The 14,146-nt window shown below is 62.2% G+C and carries 19 protein-coding genes; 11 read left to right on the top strand and 8 right to left on the bottom strand.

Translation table 11 applies throughout. The features are described 5' to 3' along the window. Positions 1-96 precede the first annotated feature (96 nt). The 9 genes from LZ016_RS14170 to LZ016_RS14130 all read left to right on the top strand — a co-directional run bounded on the left by LZ016_RS14170 (position 97) and on the right by LZ016_RS14130 (position 7,388). On the top strand, positions 97-1,131 hold the full coding sequence (locus tag LZ016_RS14170) for an acyltransferase family protein (protein WP_241448103.1): 1,035 nt from the start codon (positions 97-99) through the stop codon (positions 1,129-1,131). Between the two features lie 361 nt (positions 1,132-1,492). Continuing rightward, positions 1,493-3,364, top strand: coding sequence for a ribonucleoside-diphosphate reductase subunit alpha (locus LZ016_RS14165; protein ID WP_241448102.1), 1,872 nt, complete (start codon positions 1,493-1,495; stop codon positions 3,362-3,364). Next, positions 3,346-3,522 carry a hypothetical protein gene (locus LZ016_RS14160; protein ID WP_241448101.1) on the top strand — a complete coding sequence of 59 codons (177 nt, stop codon included), beginning with the start codon at positions 3,346-3,348 and terminating at the stop codon, positions 3,520-3,522. The genes LZ016_RS14165 and LZ016_RS14160 overlap by 19 nt, the downstream gene beginning before the upstream one ends. Continuing rightward, positions 3,519-3,722, top strand: coding sequence for a hypothetical protein (locus LZ016_RS14155; RefSeq protein ID WP_241448100.1), 204 nt, complete (start codon positions 3,519-3,521; stop codon positions 3,720-3,722). The genes LZ016_RS14160 and LZ016_RS14155 overlap by 4 nt, the downstream gene beginning before the upstream one ends. A 59-nt stretch (positions 3,723-3,781) precedes the next feature. Further along, on the top strand, positions 3,782-4,108 hold the full coding sequence (locus tag LZ016_RS14150) for a hypothetical protein (RefSeq protein ID WP_241448099.1): 327 nt from the start codon (positions 3,782-3,784) through the stop codon (positions 4,106-4,108). Further along, positions 4,108-4,326, top strand: coding sequence for a hypothetical protein (locus tag LZ016_RS14145; RefSeq protein WP_241448098.1), 219 nt, complete (start codon positions 4,108-4,110; stop codon positions 4,324-4,326). The genes LZ016_RS14150 and LZ016_RS14145 overlap by 1 nt, the downstream gene beginning before the upstream one ends. Positions 4,327-4,328: 2 nt before the next feature. Beyond that, complete coding sequence (locus LZ016_RS14140) at positions 4,329-5,417, top strand: ribonucleotide-diphosphate reductase subunit beta (RefSeq protein WP_241448097.1); 1,089 nt, start codon at positions 4,329-4,331, stop codon at positions 5,415-5,417. A gap of 5 nt (positions 5,418-5,422) precedes the next feature. Next, positions 5,423-6,196 carry a hypothetical protein gene (locus tag LZ016_RS14135; protein ID WP_241448096.1) on the top strand — a complete coding sequence of 258 codons (774 nt, stop codon included), beginning with the start codon at positions 5,423-5,425 and terminating at the stop codon, positions 6,194-6,196. Positions 6,197-6,494: 298 nt separating this feature from the next. After that, positions 6,495-7,388 (top strand): SIR2 family protein, encoded by an 894-nt coding sequence (locus LZ016_RS14130; protein WP_241448095.1) that lies wholly within the window; start codon positions 6,495-6,497, stop codon positions 7,386-7,388. A 104-nt stretch (positions 7,389-7,492) separates the two neighbouring features. Here the strand turns inward: LZ016_RS14130 and LZ016_RS14125 are convergent, their stop codons facing one another. Continuing rightward, positions 7,493-8,617, bottom strand: coding sequence for a ScyD/ScyE family protein (locus LZ016_RS14125; protein WP_241448094.1), 1,125 nt, complete (start codon positions 8,615-8,617; stop codon positions 7,493-7,495). 285 nt (positions 8,618-8,902) lie between these two features. Between LZ016_RS14125 and LZ016_RS14120 the strand changes: the two genes are divergently transcribed. Beyond that, complete coding sequence (locus tag LZ016_RS14120) at positions 8,903-9,280, top strand: hypothetical protein (protein ID WP_241448093.1); 378 nt, start codon at positions 8,903-8,905, stop codon at positions 9,278-9,280. 49 nt (positions 9,281-9,329) lie between these two features. Here the strand turns inward: LZ016_RS14120 and LZ016_RS14115 are convergent, their stop codons facing one another. The 5 genes from LZ016_RS14115 to LZ016_RS14095 all read right to left on the bottom strand — a co-directional run bounded on the left by LZ016_RS14115 (position 9,330) and on the right by LZ016_RS14095 (position 12,280). Further along, positions 9,330-9,980: a hypothetical protein gene (locus LZ016_RS14115; protein ID WP_241448092.1), complete on the bottom strand. Its 651-nt coding sequence runs from the start codon at positions 9,978-9,980 to the stop codon at positions 9,330-9,332. Positions 9,981-10,227: 247 nt separating this feature from the next. Beyond that, positions 10,228-10,473, bottom strand: coding sequence for a hypothetical protein (locus LZ016_RS14110; RefSeq protein WP_241448091.1), 246 nt, complete (start codon positions 10,471-10,473; stop codon positions 10,228-10,230). Between the two features lie 52 nt (positions 10,474-10,525). Continuing rightward, positions 10,526-10,867, bottom strand: coding sequence for a hypothetical protein (locus tag LZ016_RS14105; protein ID WP_241448090.1), 342 nt, complete (start codon positions 10,865-10,867; stop codon positions 10,526-10,528). 42 nt (positions 10,868-10,909) lie between these two features. Next, entirely contained in the window at positions 10,910-11,479 is a 570-nt protein-coding gene (locus LZ016_RS14100; RefSeq protein ID WP_241448089.1) for a hypothetical protein, read from the bottom strand. A 75-nt stretch (positions 11,480-11,554) separates the two neighbouring features. Continuing rightward, entirely contained in the window at positions 11,555-12,280 is a 726-nt protein-coding gene (locus LZ016_RS14095; RefSeq protein WP_241448088.1) for a Crp/Fnr family transcriptional regulator, read from the bottom strand. A gap of 203 nt (positions 12,281-12,483) precedes the next feature. On the opposite strand from LZ016_RS14095, the gene LZ016_RS14090 reads away from it, so the two are divergent. After that, on the top strand, positions 12,484-12,855 hold the full coding sequence (locus LZ016_RS14090; protein ID WP_241448087.1) for a hypothetical protein: 372 nt from the start codon (positions 12,484-12,486) through the stop codon (positions 12,853-12,855). 1 nt (position 12,856) lies between these two features. Here the strand turns inward: LZ016_RS14090 and ppk2 are convergent, their stop codons facing one another. Together ppk2 and LZ016_RS14080 are read right to left on the bottom strand one after the other, a co-directional pair. After that, positions 12,857-13,651 (bottom strand): polyphosphate kinase 2, encoded by a 795-nt coding sequence (gene ppk2, locus LZ016_RS14085; RefSeq protein ID WP_241448086.1) that lies wholly within the window; start codon positions 13,649-13,651, stop codon positions 12,857-12,859. A 66-nt stretch (positions 13,652-13,717) separates the two neighbouring features. Continuing rightward, complete coding sequence (locus LZ016_RS14080) at positions 13,718-14,050, bottom strand: hypothetical protein (RefSeq protein WP_241448085.1); 333 nt, start codon at positions 14,048-14,050, stop codon at positions 13,718-13,720. Between the last annotated feature and the right edge of the window lie 96 nt (positions 14,051-14,146).

Below are 14,146 nucleotides of genomic sequence, written 5' to 3'. Positions count from 1 at the left end.
TGCTGTTCACCCCGCACGCAGTCCTGTTAACTTGTCATTACAAAGGGGGCGAGTTGTATGGCCGCGAGGCAGTCCAGCGAACCTGGGGTGAACGCGATGCGGTTCGCCCTCATGTTCACCGTGGTGATGGCGCATGCCTGGTGGCTGTTCGGCTTGCCGCTCGAACGCAGCTTCGCGACGTTCCTTCTGCTGGTCACCGCCCAGAGCTCGGTGCCTGCCTTCTTCATCACCAGCGGCTACTTCCTACGGTGGCGCGAGGGCAGCCCCTTCGCGGTCACCCGCTGGTCGCTTGGAAAGCTGATCCCCCTCTATCTGCTGTGGATGGCGATCTACGCGGTCGTCACCTACTTCTCCGGCTGGGGCGCCTTCTATGCTGTGACGGCATGGCACTCGAGCGGGAACGGCTATCTCGACCTTCTCCACGACGTCACGTTCGGAGTGACGACCCGGCACCTCTGGTTCCTCCCGGCGCTGGCGGCGGCTCTGTCCGTCACCTCCCTCTCCCTTCGATTCCTGGGTGAGCGCCTGACCTGGGTCGTGCTCGGCTCAATCGCCGCTCTCGGGCTGCTGACCGGTCCGTACCAGATGTTTCTCGGCTATCAGGGTCACGCCTTCCGGGCGCTCGCCCTGACGTCGCCCCTGCTGGTGATGATCGGCGTGCTGCTCGCCAGGCGAAACGTTCCGCGATGGGCGGTCCTGTTCGGCCTGGCTGCGTTCCTTTGCTATTGGCTGCAAGTCTTCGACGACAAGTGGCTGGCAACGGCCCCGGGCTATTCGTCCGACCGGAAGATGGCGGTGACGCTCGCAACGATACCGTTCGCGTTGTCGGTGTTTCTGTTCGCCCGTGCCCTGCCTGCAGCGAAGTCAATCGAGTGGCTGTCGAGACGCAAGCATTATCTGCTGATCATCTATTGCATCCATCCGATGATGCTGACGGCGATTCGGTCCGTCTGGGACCAGCGAAGCCTGCCTTCGATGCTGTCCGCGGCGGCTATCGCCTACCTTATGTCGTGCCTTGCCGCGGTGGCCTTCGACAGGGCGCAAAAACGCTGGCGGGAATTCGGCAGAAGCCGTGCGAATTCCGAGCCCTTCGACCCGCCTGAACCCGCCTCGGCCGTCACTCGCGGCTGACGCCCATCGCGGAGGCGGCTGGCCTCCTCTTCTGAAAACTGACTCGCTTTGGGACGGTCGTTGCGGATGGGACTCATCCACAGCATTTTTTGCTTCACAACGAATTTACCCGCTTGCGTCCTAATGCGATTGAGGCACAATAGGTTGTAGCGAACAGGGGGATACTCGCAATTACTGGTGTTTCGCGCTGGAATCACTATATTCCGGTGATGGGCAAACTCGTCCCCGATTTCCACAGGGACGACCAGTGAAAAAGCCCCTCTGAACGCCGAAAACGGCTAGGATGACCGGCATGGCTCCGAGTCGAACAATTGGGGAACAAAGGCCTCCTGAAGAGGCCGATAGCGGACGGGGAAGCGTAATGGATTTTTCTACCGGCTCAGAAGTTCCGAGCGACGATACGGCGACGGCAGTCCGCACGTCCAAGACGGTTGACGCGCGCGCGTTCGAGGTCACGACCGACGAGTCTCGTGACTCGCTCCTCACCGACTTCGGCAAGGAAACCCTGCGCGACCGCTACCTGCTTCCGGGCGAGACGAACCAGGACCTGTTCGCGCGCGTCGCCGCGGCCTACGCCGACGACGCCGACCACGCGCAGCGGATCTACGATTACATCTCGAAGCTGTGGTTCATGCCGGCGACGCCCGTGCTGTCGAACGGCGGCACCGGCCGCGGCCTTCCGATCAGCTGCTATCTGAACAGCGTTTCCGACAGCCTCGACGGCATCGTCGGCACCTGGAACGAGAACGTGTGGCTCGCCTCCAAGGGCGGCGGCATCGGCACCTATTGGGGCAGCGTCCGCGGCATCGGTGAGCCGGTCGGCCTCAACGGCAAGACCAGCGGCATCATCCCGTTCGTCCGCGTGATGGACAGCCTCACGCTGGCGATCAGCCAGGGTTCGCTGCGTCGCGGCTCGGCCGCCTGCTATCTCGACATCAATCACCCCGAGATCGAGGAATTTCTCGAGATCCGGAAGCCGTCCGGCGACTTCAACCGTAAGGCGCTCAACCTCCACCACGGCGTGCTCGTCACGGACGAGTTCATGGAAGCGGTCCGCAACGGCGAGGAATTCGTGCTGCGCAGCCCGAAGGACGGATCGGAGCGCGGCAAGGTCGACGCACGCAGCCTATTCCAGAAGCTGGTGGAGACCCGCCTCGCGACCGGCGAGCCGTACATCATCTTCATCGACGCCGTGAACAAGACGATGCCGAAGCATCACCGCGATCTCGGCCTCAAGGTGACGACGTCCAACCTCTGCTCGGAAATCACCCTTCCGACCGGCAAGGACCATCTCGGCGTCGACCGCACCGCCGTCTGCTGCCTCAGCTCCTTGAACCTCGAGACCTGGGACGAGTGGAACAAGGACAAGACTTTCATCGAGGACGTGATGCGCTTCCTCGACAACGTGCTCAGCGACTATATCGCCCGCGCGCCGGACGAGATGGCGCGGGCCAAGTACAGCGCCGATCGCGAGCGCTCGGTCGGCCTCGGCGTCATGGGCTTCCACTCCTTCCTCCAGGCCCGCGGCATCCCGTTCGAGGGTGCGATGGCGAAGTCGTGGAACATGAAGATCTTCAAGCATATCCGCGCGCAGGTCGACGAAGCGTCGATGATGCTCGCCAAGGAGCGCGGGCCGTGCCCGGACGCCGCGGACATGGGCGTGATGGAGCGCTTCAGCTGCAAGATGGCGATCGCGCCGACCGCGTCGATCTCGATCATCTGTGGCGGCACTTCGGCCTGCATCGAGCCGATCCCGGCCAACGTCTACACCCACAAGACGCTGTCGGGCTCCTTCTCGATCCGCAACCCGCACCTCGAAAAGCTGCTGAAGGACAAGGCCAAGGACACCGACAAGGTGTGGAACTCGATCCTCGAGCAGGGCGGTTCGGTCCAGCACCTCGACTTCCTCACGCAGGAAGAAAAGGACGTGTTCAAGACCAGCTTCGAGATCGACCAGCGCTGGCTGCTCGAGCTTGCGGGCGACCGCACGCCCTACATCGACCAGGCGCAGTCGCTGAACCTGTTCATCCCGGCCGACTGCGACAAGTGGGACCTGCTGATGCTCCACTTCCGCGCGTGGGAGCTGGGCATCAAGTCGCTCTACTACCTGCGCTCCAAGTCGGTGCAGCGCGCCGGTTTCGCCGGCGGGGTGGAAGCGGACAACACGCCCGAGCTCCGCGAAATCCAGGTCACCACGACCACGGACTACGACGAATGCCTGGCCTGCCAGTAATCTCACAGCGGACCCGCCAGGTCGCGAAGGTCGCCGGCGGTGTCGTCGGCGGGCTGGTCTTGCTCGACTTCATCGGGTTCGTTGCGACCGTCTATTTCAGCGCCGAGCTGCTGCAGGTCGCGCAACGCTACGGCGTCGCGGGGTTGCTGCCGAAGTGAGCACTCAGCAGGTCATCGAGCTTGCGCTGGCCGCCGCGCTGTTCGCGCTGGGCGTGTGGCAATATCGCCGCCGCACGGCCGACGGCGAGGCGTACGGCAGCCAGAGCGCGGTACTCCTGTTCATCGTCGCCATCCTGCTGGCGATCCACGGCCTGGCCCTGCTCGACTACCGGCCCTCGCCGGCGGAGATGGGCCAGTGACCGCTCTTCAGTTTCACAGTCCCCGGGTGGGGGAACGAGGCCGGGGCCCGCGCGGCGGGGTGTCGCGCGCGCTCCGGCCTCCATATGCCGCAATCCTCGCGGCATCCCTCGCCCTCTCGGCCTGCGCGGCGACGCAGGACAGCGCGGCCGTCGCGCCGCAGGCACCCGGCTTCCTGCTCGGCGTGTGGCACGGCTTCATCTTCCCGGTCGCGTGGATCGTGTCGCTGTTCGTCGACAAGGTCGCGGTCTACGCGGTGCCGAACAACGGCGGCTGGTACGACTTCGGCTATTTCCTCGGCATCGTCGTGTTCGGCGTCGGCGCCCGCAAGTCGCAGGTCGTCTACCGCGACAATTTCATCGAAGCCCGCGCCCGGAGGATCAACTGATGGGCACCGGCACGCTCATCTTCATGATCGTCGGTCCGATCGCCATATTGGTTGGTGTCGCGATGATGATCGTCGCGATCCGCGGCGGCGTCGGTGAGAACCCGAAGAGCACCGCAATGCTGATCGCCGGCATGATGGCGGCCGCGTTCGGAACGCTGCTCACCGCTTTCGCGATCGGCAATGCGGCCGGTCCCGCAACACTTCCTCAAGGAGCTTAGTCATGCCCCTTCTGCAGTCCAACAAAGCGTACAAGCCGTTCGAATACCCCTGGGCGTTCGAATATTGGAAGCGTCAGCAGCAGATCCACTGGATGCCGGAGGAAGTGCCGCTCGGCGAGGATTGCCGCGACTGGGCGCAGAAGCTCACCGACCATGAGCGCAACCTGCTCACGCAGATCTTCCGCTTCTTCACCCAGGCCGACGTCGAGGTGCAGGACTGCTACCACGACAAGTACGGCCGCGTGTTCAAGCCGACCGAGATCAAGATGATGCTGACCGCCTTCTCCAACATGGAGACGGTGCACATCGCCGCCTACTCGCACCTGCTCGACACGATCGGCATGCCGGAGAGCGAGTACAGCGCCTTCCTCCAGTACAAGGAGATGAAGGACAAGCACGACTATCTGCAGAACTTCGGCGTCGACACGGACGAGGACATTGCCAAGACGCTGGCGATGTTCGGCGGCTTCACCGAGGGGCTGCAGCTGTTCGCCAGCTTCGCGATGCTGATGAACTTCCCGCGCTTCAACAAGATGAAGGGCATGGGCCAGATCGTCAGCTGGTCGGTCCGCGACGAGAGCCTTCACTGCGAAGGTATCGTCCGCCTGTTCCACGCCTTCGTGAAGGAACGCGGCTGCCTGACCAAGGCGGTGAAGGAAGACATCATCGACGCCTGCCAGAAGACGGTGCGGCTGGAAGATGCGTTCATCGACCTGGCGTTCGAGATGGGCCCGGTCGAGGGCATGACGCCCAAGCAGATCAAGAAGTACATCCGCTACATCGCCGACTGGCGCCTCGGCCAGCTCGGGTTCCAGCCGATCTACATGGTCGACGAGCACCCGCTGCCGTGGCTCGCCCCGCTGCTCAACGGCGTCGAGCACGCCAACTTCTTCGAGACCCGCGCGACGGAGTACTCGAAGGCCGCGACCCGCGGGACCTGGAACGAGGTGTGGGACAATTTCGACCGCCGGCAGAAGGCCAAGGCGGCTGCGAACGATGGGTCAGGCGCTGAGGCGGCTGAGGCGGCGGGTGCCAGCGACGGCGAGGGCACCGGCGACATGTTCAGCGCTGCGGGGGTGGCGGCGGAGTAGACGATATGAAACCTAAGACGTGCTTCGTAATTTGCCCGATTGGCGACGAGGGCTCCGAGATTCGGAACGACGCCGATCTGCTGCACGATTTCATCTTGAAGCCTGTCTTATCCGCGTCCCCGTTTTCAATGTCCCTCAGCCGGGCAGACAAGCTTGGAGAGCCCGGCATAATCACTAATCAAATTATTCACGCGATTGAAACTGCTGACTTAGTCGTAGCCGATCTCTCAATGGGAAATCCAAATGCGTTCTATGAGATCGCAATCCGTCACGTAACTCGAAAGCCCTTCATCCACCTCATTCGAAAGGGAGAGCGGATACCCTTCGATAACGCGCCGGTGCGGGCAATTGAGTTTGACCTGAGAGATTTAAGGAGTGTCGACAACGCGAAGAAGGAACTGGCCATCCAAGTGGAAGCTGGCCTTGAGAAAGGAAGCTCTGAAAGCCCGGTCAGCATGGCCGCGACAGTCGAGTCGCTAAGGCAGAGCGGGAATGAAGAAAAAATTGCACTCGCCGATTTGCTAGCCGAGTTCGCTTATCTCCGTTGGGCTGTTGACCGGTTGCAGGCATCGATCTCTAAACCCCAACCAAGCACGACAAATGCGCTCGGAATGTTTGGCGCTCCCCAAAACTCGGGTACGAAGAGTTCAACAACTGGAACTCTTGGAGAGATCCTTGCGGCGATGTCCACTAAAGACGAATCACTCCCGAATAACCTTGGCACGCTCGCTGATCTATTCAAAGCGGCCGATTTGAATGGTTCCGGTCCAAAGCTCTAGAACTCGGGTGCACACGCTTGGCTAAGCCCGTTGTATTGCTTGGCGCTGGGGCATCAATTGATGCCGGACTTGAGAGTGCATTCGACCTTACTAAGTCTGCTTACGAAGCGCTACGCGCAAGGGATGCGTCTTCGGCCAGATTGTTTGGATTTGTCGTATCCAAGCTTTTGGTCAGGAATACTCGGATTGGTGGGTCGCCATTCGATAAAGTCAACATCGAGGAAGTATACGACGCCCTCAAGAGATTACTGTACCGTGACCGCGATGTGCTTGGAGAGTTTGTTTATAGCTGGGAGCGGTGGTTCCAGCTAAAGGTCCGAGGCAAAGCACGTTCCAGATCGATAACTTTTTAAGGCAAGCCATTCAGGTAAGCCAAACCTACCGCGATCAATTCCACGTAAGTATTGATCAGGACTATCTACGAAGAGGACTAGAAGGCCTGCTGGGCCTACCGGAAGAGTCCGAATACGATCCAGATTCTATACTTCGGCAATATTTAGATGTGTTGGGTAGCCTTTTATGTATAGATAGCCCAGACATTGGGTATATCTGTGACTTCTTAAAGCAAACTAATGGTACTCTTGAGTGCATCGGCACGCTTAACTATGACACTCTAGTGGAGCAGGCGGGAAAGCAAGAAAACGTCGACTTCGACTATGGTCTTTCACAATGGAATGAGCGCCGAGTCATCCGCTTTCTGCCGAGTCAGCAAAGGCTCATCAAGCTTCATGGATCAGTAAATTGGTACTCAATAAAGCGCGATGAGATCGTCTTCGAGCAAAGCGAAAAGTCGTGGAAGCAAAGGCCAAGAGCGATGGTCTTTGGTGGTCAAAGTGAGAAGCTAAATCCAGATGGGCCGTTCCTTAGCCTTCGACACGAGTTTCAGCGGGCTCTTGATCGCACTAATGTATTGGCAATCGTGGGCTATTCGTTCTCAGACAATCATCTCAACGCGATGTTGCGCTCGTGGGTCGCAGTGAAACGGAAAGCGAAACTCATTGTCCTTGACCCTGAGGGGCTGTCCAAAGCTGCGCCGTTACTCCGGAGCTTTCCTACGCAACGAAAAGACCCATCAGCGAATGAAACGATCGAGGTCGTCGAGATCAAGGGCAAGTTTCGTGGAAACGTAGCGCGTTTGGTAGAAGCCCTGAAGCTGCCACCAAAACCGATGCGCGCTTCGAATTCAAAATAGCCCGCAACGTTAACGCCCTTCGGCCACCCGCCGGCCGCTATTCGGCATCTCTTCGCGCTGCGCCGGCGACGCTTCGCGTCGGCGGCGCTACGCTCGGTGCCTCGTTAGTCAGGCACCGTAATCCGCAGCACTTCGCCCGGACCCTCCGGCAAGGACGGCGGGAAACCCAGCCCCTTGGCCGAGACATAGAGCGCACCGTCCGGCCCGATCGTCAGGCCGGTCGGAAGCACCAGTCCGTCAGCGATGACCTCCTTCTTCCCAAAGCCGGTGACGCGCACGATCTGCCCCTTGCCGGGCGTCGGGAACGGAGCCCCGACCGTCATCTCGAGCACGTACATGCGGGCTCTTTTGTCGAAGGCGACGCCGAGCACGGTCGTCAGGTCCCAGACCACCGTGTCGATCTGCCCTGACGGGGTGATCTTCAGGATCTTGGATGAGCCCGTCTGGATCGGGAAGGTGTTCAAATTGCCGACGTAGAAAACGCCGTGCTGCGCGATCGCCGTCGGGACGATATGGCCCTGGCTCGCGCTGATATCGACGACGCGCGTGATGTGACCGTCGGGCGTGATCTTGTCGAGCTCGCCATGGTTCGGCTCGACCGCGTAGAGCGCTCCTCGGACCGAGACCATGCTGTACCAGGTGCCGTCCGGTTCGAAGTCGCCGGGTTCCGGGTGCGCGACCGGATGAGCCTGCTGGAACGCGCCGAGATCGGCAACCAGCGTCGTCGATCCGTTGGCGCTCACCCGGTAGATGCCGTTCGGGTGGTTGGCGACGCCGTGGGAGCATCCGCCTCCGGCCACGAGTGCGTAGAGCGTGTTGCCGATCCAGTCGATGTCAGCGACGCCTTCGACGTCGCCGCCGATGATCTCGCTCGCCGAGCTGGTCGGCAGCTGGTCCGTGACGGTCGTGCGGACGCCATTGACGACCTTTGAAATCCGCCCGCCGGTCGCGCTTCCCTTGTACGGCCCCACCGGGGGGACGACCTGGGTGCATTGGCCGACGGTCGAACCGGTGCCGCCCGGGCCTCCTTCGGCAACGTAGAGATTGCCGTCGGGGCCGAATTTCAGCTGGCGCGGGTTGTTGAAGCCGGTCGCGTAAACACTGACGCTTGCGCCGCCCGAATGCTTCGCGAGCGGCGCCGCGGAAGCCGCGGAGCCTGCAGCAAGCATTGAGACCGTGGCAATTGCAGTCGAGAGAAGGCTGCGTGGGATTCGGTGTGAGTTGAGCATAAGTGCCCCCTTCCTCTGGCGAGGATGCACGGGGCCAAAAGCTTCGCGACACCGGTCACGTGCATTCAGCGCGACGCGGCGTATCTCACGAGCAACTGCGCGCAACAACTTAGCTTTAGTTAGGGTTTAGTCTCTTGTTCGCGATTGCTCGGCAATCGCTCACCTAGGTGCGCTGCCTGCAAAGCGCCATGTGTCCCGCGTCTAACAACTCTCTATCTGATTGAGGTCACAGCGGAATATTGGTAAACTTCGTTGGTCGCGCGCAAGTTCGTAAGGAGCTTCAGTATGCCAGCGCTACCCTCCCGAGCCATCGAGCACATTCCCGGTCACGCGGTGCAGCACATCGGCGAGCACACCGGCATGGAAACCTATGCCACCGTCGACTTCGTGGGCCGAGACACAAACCCGAACGCGGTTCCGCCGATCGTCGAGGTCGATGAGAATAGTTGGATCGAGGCCAATTTCTGGCACTTCGAAGAAGTGTCCGAGACACGCGACCAGGTCGTCCTGTTCGACGACAGCCGCGACGTAACCATGGTCATAAACTATCCGACCGACGAGATCCTTATTTACGCTCCGAACGGGGAGCTCGCTCTGATTTACGACATCACGGGCGTCAGTTACTCGCTGACACCCGTAATTCCTGACGGCTGGGTGGTCTGACGCGCGCGGCCAGCGAGCCGCCATCGCACGTCACTACGCTCGAGCCGCCTCAGTAATTGACCCAAGGCGGCAACGGCATGGCGCCGCCCGACGCGGTGAATTCCACATGCTCGTCCTCGATCGGGTCGCGGCGGTTGTAGCGGCGTGGCAGCCTCGCTCGCATGTGGAAGCGAAAGGGATCGCGGCGGGTCGCTGGCGCATCAAACTGCAGCGACAGGTCGAGGCTCCTGATATCCTCGCCTTTCCAGCAGGAGCGGAACATTCGTGGCTTCGATGACGAAGGATCGGTCATCTCCACTTCGAGATCGTCAAGCCGGAAGGAGCCGTGCTCGTCGCGCACAAGCGTGAAGCGTAGCAGGGCCCGGTCCAGCCGGTTGAACATCTCGGCCGTCTCGATGAGCGACGCCGTCACCTCGTACGGCGCGAGTCCAAAATTGCCGACGAAGAAAATGGAAGTCGGGGGCTTGCTCCGCTCCGCCTCCGGAAAAGCATTCGGATCCGGATCGCGCCACGAAGCGAAGTAGATGTGCCGCGGCGAGCGGATGCCCTCGAGAAGCGATCCAAACGTGTGGAGAGCCAGCATCTCGCCCTGGTGGATCTGCTCGGCGGGCACCGGCGGCCACGAGCGCAGCGGGGATTGCGACCGGAAGTCGTGCGTGAAGACGGCGATGGGCTCGAGCGGCAAAATGGCAGGCGGCATCACGCTCCGTCCTGAATGACTCGGCTCAATCTGCATCGAGATGCCGCGGCTTCGCAATGGGTTGCGAGCGGCCAGCTTACGAAACCGCTGTCCTACAGCCGCCGATCTGTGGCCTAGGATGCGCCTGCAATCTTCAAAGTCCTCGCCGAGGCCGACCAGCCCCTCGCGTACGCGTGCGCGCCCGCACATGCGCGTTGAGGAGTGAACTTGGCGAACTTCCGCGTCTCTCGGACGCCGCCCTGCAGGGCTAGAGGTCGCGGATCGTCACGTGCTGGGGCGACCATCCCTGGTAGGTGCTGAAGCCCAGGATGACGATCACGATCGCCAGTGCGAACGACACGACGCCGATGACGACCGTGCGCGCATCCCGGTCTTCGGGGTCGCTGACGCTGATCTTCTGCGCGATCGGCGGCGGATCGCGACGGATCCGCGACACGCGCACGGGGCCCGCCAGGTTGACGGACTTTTTCGTGGTTGGAAGCGGAGCAGCCATGACGCCAGATTACCCGTGAAGCGGTTTCGGAAAGGTTAGCTTGTTGAGCCGCTTACGCCCGGCGGCGCTTGCGCGACCGTTCGAACAAAGCCGCTTCATGCTTGATCCGGGCGCGCTCCTTGACCTCGGCCGTGTCGCAGCCGTGCTTCGAATTGCAGCGGCCGTGGGTCAGGCAGAGGTTCTCGATCGCATCGCTCGGGGTCGCCGTGTCGAAGGTGATCGCCTCGACCTTCGGGCCCTGGTCGTGGCCGTCTGTGAGATCGAAGCGGATCGGCCGCTTGCACCGCCGGCAATTGTCGCCGTCGCGCTGGCGGATGGTCTTCACCCGCAGCTCCGCCTGCTGACGCCGGAACCTCCACGGATTCACATATTTGGCGATGATGCTGCCGCTCATTCGACTGGCATAACGCAGCGAGCTTACCGCCAGGTTAGCGGATCACTGGGCCGTGGCCTTCGTCGCCGACTGCTGCTCAGCCGCCTTCTGCTTCTGCGCGGCCACCTGCTTGGCATAGGCGGCCGCGGCCTTCTCCCACTCCTTCACCTCGCGTTCCTGCTTCGCGTCGAGATACCGCTGGTAGTCGCTCGACTGCGGCTGCGTGACGAACATCTTGCCGACATTCTCTCCCTTGGCCGCTTTCTGCGTCATGTTCGCGGCCATCAGCGCGGCCCCGAGCAGGTCGATTGCAGGACCCTGGATGCAGCCCTGGGGGCCGACGCTCTGGCAGCTATTGTCGACATAGCGTTCGGGTGGACGCGGACCGACGCTCTGTCCCTTCTTCTTCGCTCGTTGCGCCGCCAGCACGTCGGGATCGATGCGATAGCCTTCGGGCTTCTGGGCGCAGACGACGATCTCGCGCGTGTCTTCCTTGACGTCCTTGGGCTCGGTGACCTTGCATGGCTCAGGCGCCGGAGCGGATGCGGGCTGGGCTTGCGGAGCGGGCGCAGCCTGGGCGGGCGGCGCGGCTTGCGCAGCGACGAGCACGAACATCGGCAGCCCTGCCATCATACGCAACACCCTCTCACGATCCGGCGACCATTGCGACGCCGAAGCTTAACGGGAGTTGGACGCGGGTGTCGGGCCTCAGCCCAGATAGGACGGGTCGAAGCCGGCGATGCGCTTGAGCTCTGGGAAGTTGAGGGCCTCGATCTCGCGATCGTTGCGCCGAATGGTCGCATTGCGCTCCAGGTCCGACAACACGCGGTTGACGTTGACGGCGGTCTGTCCCGTGATCTGCGCCATCAGCTGCTGCGTCAGTGGACTGCGCAGCGCATCGCGCTCCGCATCGACGCCGAGGCGATGAAAGGTCTCGCAAATGAGATGCGCGATCCGCGAGGTCGCATCGCGGAGGCCGCAATTGGTCAGCCATTCGAAGGCCACCGCATGGTTCCGCTGCACCACCTGCTGCACCAGCCGACGGAACTCGGGCGAATCCTGCACGGCATCGTCGAACGAGCGCGCGTCCCCTGCCGCGATCTCCGACCGGACGACCGGCTGGACCCCGATCTTCAGCCTGCGCTCCATCGGAAGCACGGCCTCGCCGGGATAGCGCAGGGCGACGATCTGGCGGCGTCCCGTGTCGTCGGTCGTGTAAAGAGCGAGCAGGCCGGAGCGCACGAGGATGATCTCGTTGCGCGCCTCCTTGGGCTCGCGGAACGGCCGACGCGGAAGCAGGTGGATGGGCTTCGCGCTGTTGGCGGCGAGATACGCGAGGATGAATTGCGCAGATCCCGCCAGATACTCGGGCCCGATGAATTCATCGCGCCAATGGCGCGGCGCGTCGGCAGGCAGGGGTCGATAAGCGTCCAATTGAAGCAATCCATCTCGCAAGAATGTTATTCTCAGCTGTGTGAAACCGCCGTTCAGGTGGCGCTTGCCGTTCAGTGACACGGGCTTTCCAATTGGCGACATAGCTGAGGCCGGAATCGCCGATCGTCCCATCCTGCAACACAGCAACATATGCTATGATACGACGTTGGAGGTTTGCCGGGTGGGCAGAAGGAGAAGGCGACATGCGCAACATGTTGCTCAGCCTGGCCGCACTCGCCATTGCGGTTCCGGCCATCCCCGCGTCGGCAGAGTCCGCAGATTCCGTGAGGATCCACCGCGGAGGCGATCACCGCGGGGGCAACCACCACGGCAATCCTCACGATCCGTTCGACGGTCGCTTCGCCAATGGAGGCCGAGGCCTTGACCCCCGCGCCCGGACGGACGTCATCATGGAATCGTACGGCGGTGAGTGGGCCCTCTACAACAATCGCTCGTTCGAGCCCGACAGCTACAACGACTGGTGGCATGACCGCCCGGACCGCGCCTTCCCGCGCTGGGTCACAGCGGGCAAGTGCGACCGGATGTGGTACGGGGCTGACGTCCTCCGCTGCTGATCTAGCCGGAGTCTCCTTCGGCAACCGGATAGTCCGGGATGGGCTTCAGCACCGTGAAGCGTTCCTTCGCGGGCTTGCCCTTGAGCTTGGGCCAGTCGAGCTTCGGCTCCTTGCACTCCGTGTCGGGTAGCCGGTCGAGCAGGTCGCGGATCAGCGTCAGCCGCCCGATACGCTGATCGTTGAAATTCACGAGCGTCCACGGCGCCCATTCGGTGTGCGTGGCCTTGAGCATCGCCTCGCGCGCCTTTGTATATTCGTCATATTTCTCGCGCGCCGCCTGATCGATCGGCGATAGCTTCCAGCGTTTCAGCGGATCTTCAGTCCGTTCGGCGAAGCGTTTCTCCTGCTCCTCCTGGTCGCAGCTCAGCCAATATTTGAGGAGGATGATGCCGTCGTTGACGAGCATTCGCTCGAACTGCGGAGCGGCGACGAGAAAGGCGTCGACCTGCTCCTTCGTCGCGAAGCCCATCACCTTTTCGACGCCGGCGCGGTTGTACCAGCTGCGATCGAATAGGCTGATGTGACCAGCCGCGGGAAGGTGGGCCACGTAGCGCTGGAAATACCATTCGCTACGCTCATCCTCGCTCGGCTTCGGCAAAGCGATCGTATTGCACTGGCGAGGGTTCAGCCGCTCCGAGATGGCGCTGATGGCCCCGCCCTTTCCTGCCGTGTCGCGGCCCTCGAACACCACCACAAGCCGGTGTCCGGTGACCGAGACCCAGCGGGCCATTCGCGCCAGTTCCTCCTGCAGCGGCTCGAGCAGCTTCTCGTACGGCTTGCGCTTCAGCTCTGGCATGACGGCGCCCCTCCTGTTCGCAACTGCTTTAGCAGAAGCTGGACGCCGCTCTACTCGTTGCCGGTTCTACTGCGGCTGGTGCAGGCAGGCGGTATCGTACTGCGACACGGACGCCGTGTTGCGGGAATTTTGGGGCTGCTCTCCCGCATAATGTGCGCCGGCGACGCTGATCTCCTCATCCGCAAAAGCGGAACCGCCGCCAGGCGCGTCGGCCGCCCGGCCGGGGGTCGGACCATCCTCGCCGCATTCGGCGAACGCCTGCCCCGTCGGATGGTCAGGGCCCTTCATATGGGTCCACCCCGCGCCATTAGGGGACCCGTTCCCACCAGGCGCAGCCATCACGGTTGCCGGAGCGAACGCCATCGCGCCCGCTGCGACAAGCAGCATCATCGTCTTCATCTGAGTGCTCCTTCACCGAGACTCGGAGCCGAGCGCGAGACTCACCAACGCGTCGCTCCGCGCCGCGAGAAACGTTTCGATTCGAACGGGTTCCTG

It is taken from the genome of Sphingomonas telluris (assembly GCF_022568775.1).
In the GTDB taxonomy this organism is placed as follows: Bacteria; Pseudomonadota; Alphaproteobacteria; order Sphingomonadales; family Sphingomonadaceae; genus Sphingomicrobium; species Sphingomicrobium telluris.
This window is presented reverse-complemented; position numbering and strand designations above follow the sequence as displayed.

Coding starts and splice junctions, on each gene's coding strand:
- LZ016_RS14170 (WP_241448103.1), top strand. CDS start 97: ATGCGGTTCGCCCTCATGTTCACCGTGGTGATGGCGCATGCCTGGTGG.
- LZ016_RS14165 (WP_241448102.1), top strand. CDS start 1,493: ATGGATTTTTCTACCGGCTCAGAAGTTCCGAGCGACGATACGGCGACG.
- LZ016_RS14160 (WP_241448101.1), top strand. CDS start 3,346: ATGCCTGGCCTGCCAGTAATCTCACAGCGGACCCGCCAGGTCGCGAAG.
- LZ016_RS14145 (WP_241448098.1), top strand. CDS start 4,108: ATGGGCACCGGCACGCTCATCTTCATGATCGTCGGTCCGATCGCCATA.
- LZ016_RS14140 (WP_241448097.1), top strand. CDS start 4,329: ATGCCCCTTCTGCAGTCCAACAAAGCGTACAAGCCGTTCGAATACCCC.
- LZ016_RS14135 (WP_241448096.1), top strand. CDS start 5,423: ATGAAACCTAAGACGTGCTTCGTAATTTGCCCGATTGGCGACGAGGGC.
- LZ016_RS14125 (WP_241448094.1), bottom strand. CDS start 8,617: ATGCTCAACTCACACCGAATCCCACGCAGCCTTCTCTCGACTGCAATT.
- LZ016_RS14120 (WP_241448093.1), top strand. CDS start 8,903: ATGCCAGCGCTACCCTCCCGAGCCATCGAGCACATTCCCGGTCACGCG.
- LZ016_RS14115 (WP_241448092.1), bottom strand. CDS start 9,980: ATGCCGCCTGCCATTTTGCCGCTCGAGCCCATCGCCGTCTTCACGCAC.
- LZ016_RS14110 (WP_241448091.1), bottom strand. CDS start 10,473: ATGGCTGCTCCGCTTCCAACCACGAAAAAGTCCGTCAACCTGGCGGGC.
- LZ016_RS14105 (WP_241448090.1), bottom strand. CDS start 10,867: ATGAGCGGCAGCATCATCGCCAAATATGTGAATCCGTGGAGGTTCCGG.
- LZ016_RS14100 (WP_241448089.1), bottom strand. CDS start 11,479: ATGATGGCAGGGCTGCCGATGTTCGTGCTCGTCGCTGCGCAAGCCGCG.
- LZ016_RS14090 (WP_241448087.1), top strand. CDS start 12,484: ATGCGCAACATGTTGCTCAGCCTGGCCGCACTCGCCATTGCGGTTCCG.
- ppk2 (WP_241448086.1), bottom strand. CDS start 13,651: ATGCCAGAGCTGAAGCGCAAGCCGTACGAGAAGCTGCTCGAGCCGCTG.
- LZ016_RS14080 (WP_241448085.1), bottom strand. CDS start 14,050: ATGAAGACGATGATGCTGCTTGTCGCAGCGGGCGCGATGGCGTTCGCT.